This window comes from Acinetobacter sp. (assembly GCF_036659555.1).
In the GTDB taxonomy this organism is placed as follows: Bacteria; Pseudomonadota; Gammaproteobacteria; order Pseudomonadales; family Moraxellaceae; genus Acinetobacter.
Genome location: NZ_JAVXCI010000107.1, coordinates 1 through 9,392 on the forward strand (window position 1 = coordinate 1; position 9,392 = coordinate 9,392).

Sequence of the window (9,392 nt, forward strand, 5' to 3'; positions counted from 1 at the left end):
CTGAGCAAGAATAAAAGCACTGCTTTTATTCGAAGCGCAAGGCGAAGCGGCAAAACAAAGCACTGCTTTATTCGAAGCGCAAGGCGAAGCGGTGGTCTTTGAAATGGATTTTTTTTGCAAAAGAAATTTTTAAGCGCAGAAAGTGAACAGGTTTCGCGGTGAGGCGCACTGCGCCGCAAGATGCTTTCCTTGCGAAGCTTCGCTTCTCATTTGGCAAATGAGAAACACTGTTTCGCAAGGAACAAAACGAGCTCCAAAAAATCGATTTAAAAACGGTAAGACTCCGCCGTGAATGGCTCAAAAGTTAAGGAGCTTATTGTAGAACTCCTTAACTGATCAGCATTACCGCGTAAATGCGGGGCTTTTTTATGCCGGCAGCAGTCAGCTGGCCATAGCATCTATAGAAAGCTGCGCGGCATTCGGCTTGGCTTTTTCCGCAACCAGTCCTAATTTCTGGAACAGCTGCTTGTCTTTGCCTTCGCCGGCATTTGGCGTTGTCAGCAGTTTCTCGCCGGAGAACAGCGAATTTGCGCCCGCCATAAAGGCCAGCGCCTGATCTGAGTCAGACAGCGATTCACGGCCGGCAGACAGGCGGATATAGCTGTGCGGCATGATGATGCGCGCAACGGCAATGGTGCGGATCCATTCGGTGACATCCAGTTTCTCCACATCCGCCAGCGGCGTGCCGTCAATCGGCACCAGCATGTTGATTGGCACAGATTCCGGATGAATCGGCAAAGTCGCCAGTTCCTGCAGCAGGCCGATGCGGTCTTGGCGGTTTTCGCCAAGGCCGACAATGCCGCCGCTGCAGACTTTCATGCCGGCTTGGCGCACATGATCAAGCGTATTCAGGCGGTCATCAAAAGTGCGCGTGCTGATGATATGTGAATAATATTCGCGGGAAGTGTCCAGATTATGGTTGTAGTAATCCAGGCCGGCGTCTTTCAGGCGCTCCGCCTGAGACTGATTCAGCATGCCTAAAGTCATGCAGGTTTCCAAGCCGAGTGACTTGACTTCGCGCACCATTTCCAGCACATAAGGCATATCGCGCTCGTGCGGATTGCGCCAGGCTGCGCCCATGCAGAAGCGTGAAGAGCCTGATTCTAAGGCTTCTTTTGCCTCTGAAATGACTTTATCAACGGCAATGCGCTTTTCCGCTTCAAGGTTGGAATCGTAGCGCGCCGACTGCGAGCAGTATTTACAGTCTTCCGGGCATTTGCCGGTTTTAATCGACAGCAGCGTGCTGACCTGAATGGCATTGGCGGTAAAATGTTCGCGGTGCACGCGCTGCGCTTCAAAAACTAAATCTAAAAAAGGCTGTTCGTACAGGGCCTGAATCTCTTCGCGCGTCCAGTCATTACGTAAAGTCATGATTGCTTCCATCATCATTGTTGTTTCATGCTATTTATCATACAGAAATCATGGCAAAGCCAAAGGCATAAAATGTCAATATTGATAGTATCTCTCGATTAAAGCCCTAAATGATTTAAAAATATAAGATCGTAATTTAGTTGCAAACTCGCCTATTTTTTCTGAATAATGCCTGCAAAGTTGTTTGAGTGAATATTAACTTTGCTGTGAATAGGCGGGCTTCTATGTGAAATCTTGCAAACTTGACCAAGAACTGGAATAGGCTGCGGAAATGCGCCGAAAACGCCGGATTATTTTATCTTGCTTAATTGTTCCGCAACCGCCCAGTCAATATGGACTTGCACAATCTCATCATGCCGCGCGCGGTTCTGCTGCAGGGCCTGCATAATTTGCGCTGAATAGCCGGCATTGCCCAGGCCGATGGCGATATTGCGCATAAAGCTTTGATAGCCGGTGCGCCGGATTGGACTGCCTTCTGTGCAGGCTAAAAAAGCGGCTTCATCCCACTGCCATAAATCCAGCAGGGTGATATTGTCCAAATTATGCCGTGGATTGAAGTCTTCAATGGCGGTTTTTTTAGCAAAGCCGTTCCACGGGCAAATCAGCTGGCAGTCGTCGCAGCCGAAGACGCGGTTGCCGATGCCCCGGCGCAGCTCTTCCGGAATGATGCCTTTATATTCAATGGTTAGGTAGGCGATGCATTTGCGCGCATCCAGCATGTAAGGCTCAACAATCGCCTGCGTTGGGCAAATGTCAATGCAGGCCGTGCATGAGCCGCAATGCTTGGTAGCGGGGCTGTCAAAGGGCAGCTCCAAAGAGGTGAACAGCTCACCCAAGACAAAAAAGGAGCCGGATTTTTTATGAATCAGCAGAGTGTGCTTGCCTGTCCAGCCCATGCCGGCATTTTCCGCCAGGGATTTTTCAAAAACCGGAGCAGAGTCGGCGAATGGGCGCGATTCAAACTGGCCCACTTTTTCACGTATTTTGGCCGCCAGCGTTTTTAGGCGTCCGCGCATGGTTTTATGGTAATCGCGGCCGCGGGCGTAGCGGGCAATAATGGCGGCGTCCGGCTCAAAGGGCACATAGCGCGGCTTGGGCGTTTCAACCAGATAGTCCATGCGCACGCAAATAATGCTTTTGGTGCCGGGAATGAGCAAAGTCGGGTCAGCGCGCTTGTCTAAATTTTCTTCCAGAAACTTCATGTCGCCGTGATAGCCGCGCTTTAAATATTCCTTAAAGCGCGGCAATTCCGCTTGAGCATCCGGTTTGGCAATGACACAATCAGCAAAACCCAAAGCCAAAGCTTGAGCTTTGATCCATGCCTTAAGGGCCTCAGGATCGTCTTGATTGAGCTGAATTTTTGCTTGATCGGGTGTTGCCATAAAACATTGGAAGGAACAGGAATGCAGCAGCCAGTTTATCATAGCCGCGATATTCAAGCATGGGAACAGCGCTGGTTTAGCCAGCAAAACAGCGCTTATGGCCTGATGAAGCAGGCTGCATGGGCAATTGCCCAGCGCCTGATTGCCATGTTCAAGCAGCAAGGCATAGATAAAATTGCGCTGTGCTGCGGGCAGGGCAATAACGCCGGTGATGGCTATCTGGCGGCGAAATACCTCAGCCAGGCGGGCTTTCAGGTGGATGTTTATGCGGCCGAATTGGGCGCTTCGCAGGATCTGCGCCGCGCGGAACAGGAAGCCCGGCAGGCGGGCGTACAGATCAGATCCGGCTTTGCATTCCAGAAAAAATATGATGCATATATAGATGCGCTGTTTGGCATCGGCTTAAACCGCGGGCTGAATGCGGAATGGCAGGCGGTGATTGAAAGCATCAACGTGCAGCCCGGCCTGAAAATCGCCATCGATATTCCCAGCGGCCTGAATGCTAATACGGGCCAGCCTTTGCCCAGCGCGGTCAAGGCGGATCACACCTTGACGGTTTTAGGCCTGAAAGCCGGCTTGTTTACCGGACAGGGCAAGGAGTTCTGCGGCCAGCTTCAGCTTATTGACTGCATTCCCGCGGATGCTGAACTGCAGCCGATGGCGCAGCTTTCGCCCGCTGCAGTTTCTTTGCCCAAGCGCCAGGCGTTTGGCCATAAAGGCAGCTATGGCCATGTGCTGATTGCCGGCGGCCATGCCGAAATGGGCGGCGCGGTGATTATGGCGGCGGAAGCGGCCTTTCATGCCGGCGCCGGAAAAGTCACCGTGGCTTGCGACGCCAGGCACCACACCGCGATATTGTCCCGTGCGCCGAACATCATGCTGCGCGACATCAATGCGCTGTCACTGCAGGAAATTCAGGCTTTAATTGAGCATGTCGATGCCGTCAGTTTCGGCATGGGCTTAGGGCGAGATGACTGGGCAGAGCAGCAGTTTCAGCACTGGTTTCCTCTAATTCAGCAGTCTGCCTTGGAAACTGTGCTGGATGCGGATGCGCTATGGTTTCTGGCGCAGCAGCCGGAAACTTTAAAAGCACAGACTTATGCGACACCGCATCCCGGCGAGGCGGCAAAACTCCTGAATATTGCTGTGCAGGAGGTGGAAGCAGACCGCGTGCAGGCGGTTCAGCAGCTGCAGCAGAAATATGCCGGGCAATGGGTGCTGAAAGGCGCAGGCAGCCTGATTCTGGAAGACCGGCTGTGGATCTGCACTGCGGGCAATGCCGGCATGGGCACAGGCGGCATGGGCGATGTGCTGGCCGGGATGATTGCCAGCTTAAAGGGCCAGTTTCATCAAGCGATCCATCTGCATGAAATTGTCACGCTGCATGCGCTGGCGGGCGACTATCTGGCGCAGAACGGCATGCGCGGCCTGCAGGCGCAGGATATGGCGCAGGCTGTATATCATGCGGTCAATCAGTAAAACCGCCGCTATGCTGAAGATTGAGCAAACGGCCTTGGATTGGCTGGAACTGAATTTAACCGGCTTTCAAATACCGCTGAGCGTTGCTTTCCCGCAGCGCCGGCTGTGCGAATCTGCCTGACCTGAAGATGGGGCGCATTTAAAATAAATCCGCATTAGCCCGAAACACATCACATTAAATAAGTTTTTTGCAAAATAATTAAATTAAAAAACAATTGGTTATATTAAAAATACAGCTCGCATTCATTTCTTTCAGCTTTATAATCTCGGCATATTATTTACGGCATCTGCAACAGAATGCCGTTGTTTTTTGACTTTGTATTGGGGAATCATTGTGACTGCACGCGCTTCAGCATTCAGAAATGCGCTATTGACGGTGTCATTATCAATAGGACTTGTTGCCTGCGGGGGCGGCGGTGGCGGAGGCGGGGAATCCGCCAGTGATTCATGGACGGAAGCCGTTCCGCCCGCCTCAAAGCCTGAAGATCTCATCAATGCCCGCATCAGCGCGGCCTTAAGCACAGGCAGCGCAGCCAGCCTGACGCAGCAGGATCAGGCGGCGCTGCTTAAATGGGCGCTCAGTACGGCAGAACAGCAGCGCTATTGGCAGAAAAATCTGTTAGGCGCTCTGTATCGCAATGCCGCCGGTGAGATGCTGCAGCCATCTTTACAGGCGCCGCCGCGCGCATCATTGAATCTTTATCCTACCGATTTAAGCGCCGGCATGCCATTTGCCATGGCGGATGGCGCCTGCGGCTCGCCTTCCAGCCTGCAGGCCGGCAAAGGCTGCGGTTTGGGCGTTGCAGCCAAAATTGGCCAAGGGCGCGCTTTGGCTTACGGCCAGGAGATGTTTGGCAAAATTTTAAGCAATGACGCCGGCTTCACGCAATTTACTGAAGTGATGAATAACAGCCTGCGCTGGCTGATTGCCGGCGATGCGCATCAAGAGCTGAAGAAGTCACTGAATGTCGCGGTGAAAGGCACAAACGCTGCGAACGCGAAGCGCTATCTTGAAGAAAAATTAGGCGCTGCAGTCAACATCTCATCCTGCAATGTGCTGGATTCTGCCAATAGCTGCTGGCAAGATATTGATTTGATTGTTCTTGGTCAGAGCATTGAGTCTGAAAAGTTTGATCAGGAACTTATTGATCAATACTTAAGCGCAGGCAAGCCGCTTTACTTTCAGGCCTCTTACTGGGATGTTGGAAGCAATACGCAGAAAGTTTTCAATGCGATAGGCATTCAGTCAGATCACAACTATTTCCGTGATCCAAATACGCTGCTGATTGCAAATTCCATGAGTATTGAGGAGCGCTGGAAGCGGATAAATCAGGTGGATGACTTGATTCAAACCCTGCAGTACTTTATTGATCCTGCATCGGCGGCTTTGGGCGAACTCAGCAGCAGCAATGCCCTCATTCAAAGCATCCGCACCCATTCAAGCGCGCTGCAGGGCTTGAACGCTCAGGGGCGGTCTGCATTCAGCGCAGATAATGCCAACACGGTATTAAAGGCATTGGTGCTCATTGCAGACTTATGGCGCCCATCCGTAAACTACACGGGTTTAAGTAAAAACAGCAATCCGCTCACCTTTATGCAGACCTATGCTTCAGATGCTTGGCTGGATTACAGCCGCAGTACAGCCACAGCATCTAAAACAGGGGCTGGCGATTATATGCCCGCCACTGCGCAAGGCATGGCAGTCAGCGGTGATTGGGAAACCATCACGGTGACAATTCCGCAAAGCAGCGGCGTAACCGCAATTGGCCGCGCCAGCATTCCTGCAAAAGCCGTGGATATTCAGATTGCGGATGCGCAGGGCGCAAGCATGGCGGTGCAGACCAGCCATATCCGCACTTGGGGCAGCCCATTTGATGACAGCGGCTATAAGCGCCCGCTGCGCCCAAACAGTTTCAGCGTAAAGCTGAATGCGGGGGCGGATAATAAATTCATCAGCCCATTTGGCGGGCCGCTGATGCTGAATTACAGCAATGCGACGGCGGGCAGCACCGTCACCTTGAAAATCAAAGGCAGCGCAAAATACGCGCATTTTGACTTTACCCAACCGATGACCGCTGCCGATATGAATGCGGCCAGCGCAAGCCTGCAAAGCCGGGAATTTGGCTGGAATACCTTTAAGTTTACCGGCGGTGAAATTCAGCAGATTACGCCTTATGCGCTCAAAGCGATGGGCAGTTTAACGCCGGATGCGTATATTGAAAGAATTAAGACAGTTATTTTTGACAGCAACCATATGGCCAACGGCTACCGCAATATGCCGCTGGACAGCAGCACCCAGCAGTCCTGCAGCGCTTTAGGCTGGGACTGCACAGGTGAGGTTCACCGCGCGCCGAATGTGCAGCATTTTGTCGGCTGGCTGGCAGCCTGCGGTTTCCTGTGCTCAGGCAACCCTTCTGACGGCGCGGCCGGGCTGGATATCGGCTGGGGCTGGGCACATGAGCTTGGGCACAACACGGTTCAAGGCGTGCTGACCATGACATTCCCGTCGGCTGAGAGCGGGAACACCATCGGCTGCGGCACCGAATGCAATAACAATATTTTGGCAGGCTTAAGCATGCTGCGCAAATATGAAATTTACGCTTTAGACAGCAATGGTGCTAACTTCCACCATCCGCGGCTATACGGCAATATTAAAGATAACCGCAATACTGGATTGAGCGGAGAAGCGCTGCGCACCGAGATGGAAAAACGCCTATGGCAAGGCGATGACAACGTCAAGCAGGCGTTTCACATGCAGCTGGCTTATAATTATACCCGGCTGCATCAAGGCAAATCACAGCCGGACCTGCAAGGCGTGTATGAGTTTATGCGCTTGCTGAATATTTCGCAGCGCCTTTACAATCAAATGGATTTTGCTAAACCGACAGCTGCAGAAGACAAATATAAATTAGGCTTAGGCGCATTCACAGCGAAAAACCTGAGCCGTCCGGACATGATTTATGTGCTCAGCTCAAAAATTATGGGCTATGACTTAAAAGAAATGTTCAGGCTTTACGGCGTGCCTGTGACAGAAACTGCGCATGCATCGGTTGCGATGCTGCAATTGCCGATGGCGCCCTTGAATTTCTATGCTCAGCCGGTCAACAGGTCAAATCATTTGAATGAGGGGACTTGGCTAACGCTTCCAGCGGCCGGCCCGGTGGCTGCCTATCCTTATTGAGTTTTTCTGGCTTAGCCGTAAATGCAAAAGGCAGCTTTTAATAAAGCTGCCTTTTTACTGGGAAATTCAAGCCTTGAGGGCTTAGCGCCGCCGTGAACTGGCCCGGCTGCGTCCGCGCGCCATGCCGCCCAAGGCATTCAGCACAGCCAGTTTGCTCATGCTGCCGGAAGCATGCGCGTGGCAAATGGCCGCCGCTAAGGCATCGGCAGCATCCGCCTGCGGGCGGATGCTTAAATTCAGCAGCTTCATCACCATCATCTGCACCTGCTCTTTATCGGCAGCGCCGTAGCCGACCACAGACTGCTTAATCTGGCGCGCGGTATATTCAGCCACCTGCAAATCCAAATTGGTTAAAGCGGCAATCGCTGCCCCGCGGGCCTGCCCCAGCTTTAGGGCTGAATCCGGGTTTTGCGCCATAAACACCTGTTCAACCGCGGCCTGAGTCGGGCCGTGAAACTTAACAATGCGTTCAACCCCCGCAAAAATACGCTTTAAGCGCTCAGGCATTTCTGCAGTTTCGGTGCGGATGGTTCCTGCGTCGACAAAACGCAGCTTAGAGCCTTCATGTTCAATAATGCCGTAGCCTGTAAGGCGGGAACCCGGGTCGATACCGATAATTAATGACATGACAGCACTTTGAAAATTATAAACAGATCTAATTATATGATTTTATTATTATTTTGTGTGTAAAATTTTGCATTTTCAGCAGCGTGAAATAGATTTTAAGAAGATATAGAAAACAATGACTTAAACGTGAATTTTTCAGCGCCTGCTGATGCGGTTCAGTCAAATCGCAGGAAAGCGCCCGCGCCAGCTTCATTCTACAGCTAAATTCTAAAGTCTGTATTACGAATAATTTCCTATAAAAGATGATTTCACGAGGTTTTAGCCGCATTAACTATTTTCAGAAATTAACAATAGCGCTTGCACTGCCTCATTTTTCCTTTAGAAATTTAGATGCCTTTGCGCAGGCAAGTCCCGACTTTGGAAAGACCCAAAGTCGGCAAAAGTCTTTTGTTGCCCATACACGGCATCCTGAGCCAGTTTTAAGCACTGCTTTAAAATGCAGCGCAAGGGATGGGCAACGTGCGGCATCCATGCCGCACTCATGTATCCAAATTTTATTTGACACAAGGGTCTATGGAACTCGAAGCTGAAGGGATTTTCGCGGAGTCGTTTAAAAAAACTTAGCCATTATATAGCTGAGTTTTGAAATCCGTATCACACATAATCTCCCATAAAATATGCTTTCATTATATGTAATAGCTATTTAGGCAATTAGCTATATGCAGCATTTCCGGGCTGGGCATTTGCTGCGGCCGCTGCTGAAAGTTTAAAAACAAAAGCAAATCATTCAATGAAGTCTTATACACTCAACAGGCTTAAGCGGAGGGCTTGCTCATGCCTTAGCCTATGCGCAGGGTAATGATAATTAATGAAAGACGTCTATTTTAGATGTGAAATAAATGGGGCGGTATGAATAATCTTCTGTATGTATATGCATTATGTGTTGTGGCGCTTTTTATTAAAATGTTCGCAATATCCTGCTATCAAGGGTTTTACCGGATTAAAAATAAAGCTTTTAAAAATATTGAAGATGCTGATTTTGTGAGCGTGGCTGCGCAGGCGGCAGAGCTTCCGCAAGTTGCCCGAGCGGGGCAGGCATGGGCAAATGATTTGGAGAATATTCCTCTATTTTGGGTGCTGGGCGGGCTTTGCGTGGCTTTAAATGCCGCTCCGGAGCTTACGCTATGGCTGTTCTGCATTTTTACAGTTGCCCGAATTCTGCATACGGCTGCTTATCTCCGCGCGATTCAGCCGTGGCGTACAGTTTTTTATACAGTTGGAATAATCTGTTTATTGGTTATGGCCATTAATGCCACAATGCCAGCCTGGCAGCATTTATAAATGCTGGGGCAGGCTTTAATGCTGATCAGTTAAGGGATTTTACAATAAATTCCTTAACTTTTTGGCCATTC

Annotated in this window: 7 protein-coding genes; 4 read left to right on the forward strand and 3 right to left on the reverse strand. The window is 50.8% G+C overall.

Going from position 1 to position 9,392, the window contains the following annotated elements; all coding sequences use genetic code 11:
* Positions 1-381: 381 nt before the first annotated feature.
* Entirely contained in the window at positions 382-1,371 is a 990-nt protein-coding gene (gene bioB / locus RSA72_RS12740; protein WP_332623421.1) for a biotin synthase BioB, read from the reverse strand.
* Between the two features lie 290 nt (positions 1,372-1,661).
* On the reverse strand, positions 1,662-2,753 hold the full coding sequence (gene queG / locus RSA72_RS12745) for a tRNA epoxyqueuosine(34) reductase QueG (protein WP_332623422.1): 1,092 nt from the start codon (positions 2,751-2,753) through the stop codon (positions 1,662-1,664).
* 21 nt (positions 2,754-2,774) lie between these two features.
* Here queG and RSA72_RS12750 point away from each other — a divergent pair, with 21 nt between their 5' ends.
* The 3 genes from RSA72_RS12750 (at position 2,775) to RSA72_RS12760 (ending at position 7,413) form a co-directional block, all read left to right on the forward strand.
* Complete coding sequence (locus tag RSA72_RS12750) at positions 2,775-4,232, forward strand: NAD(P)H-hydrate dehydratase (protein ID WP_332623423.1); 1,458 nt, start codon at positions 2,775-2,777, stop codon at positions 4,230-4,232.
* Positions 4,216-4,353, forward strand: coding sequence for a hypothetical protein (locus RSA72_RS12755; protein ID WP_332623425.1), 138 nt, complete (start codon positions 4,216-4,218; stop codon positions 4,351-4,353). Before RSA72_RS12750 ends, RSA72_RS12755 begins: the two co-directional genes overlap by 17 nt.
* A gap of 255 nt (positions 4,354-4,608) precedes the next feature.
* Positions 4,609-7,413 carry an ImpA family metalloprotease gene (locus RSA72_RS12760; protein WP_332623426.1) on the forward strand — a complete coding sequence of 935 codons (2,805 nt, stop codon included), beginning with the start codon at positions 4,609-4,611 and terminating at the stop codon, positions 7,411-7,413.
* An 81-nt stretch (positions 7,414-7,494) separates the two neighbouring features.
* On the opposite strand, the gene ruvC is transcribed toward RSA72_RS12760, so the two are convergent.
* Entirely contained in the window at positions 7,495-8,040 is a 546-nt protein-coding gene (gene ruvC, locus RSA72_RS12765; protein WP_332623427.1) for a crossover junction endodeoxyribonuclease RuvC, read from the reverse strand.
* 849 nt (positions 8,041-8,889) lie between these two features.
* Here ruvC and RSA72_RS12770 point away from each other — a divergent pair.
* Complete coding sequence (locus RSA72_RS12770; RefSeq protein ID WP_332623429.1) at positions 8,890-9,321, forward strand: MAPEG family protein; 432 nt, start codon at positions 8,890-8,892, stop codon at positions 9,319-9,321.
* Positions 9,322-9,392: the final 71 nt, after the last annotated feature.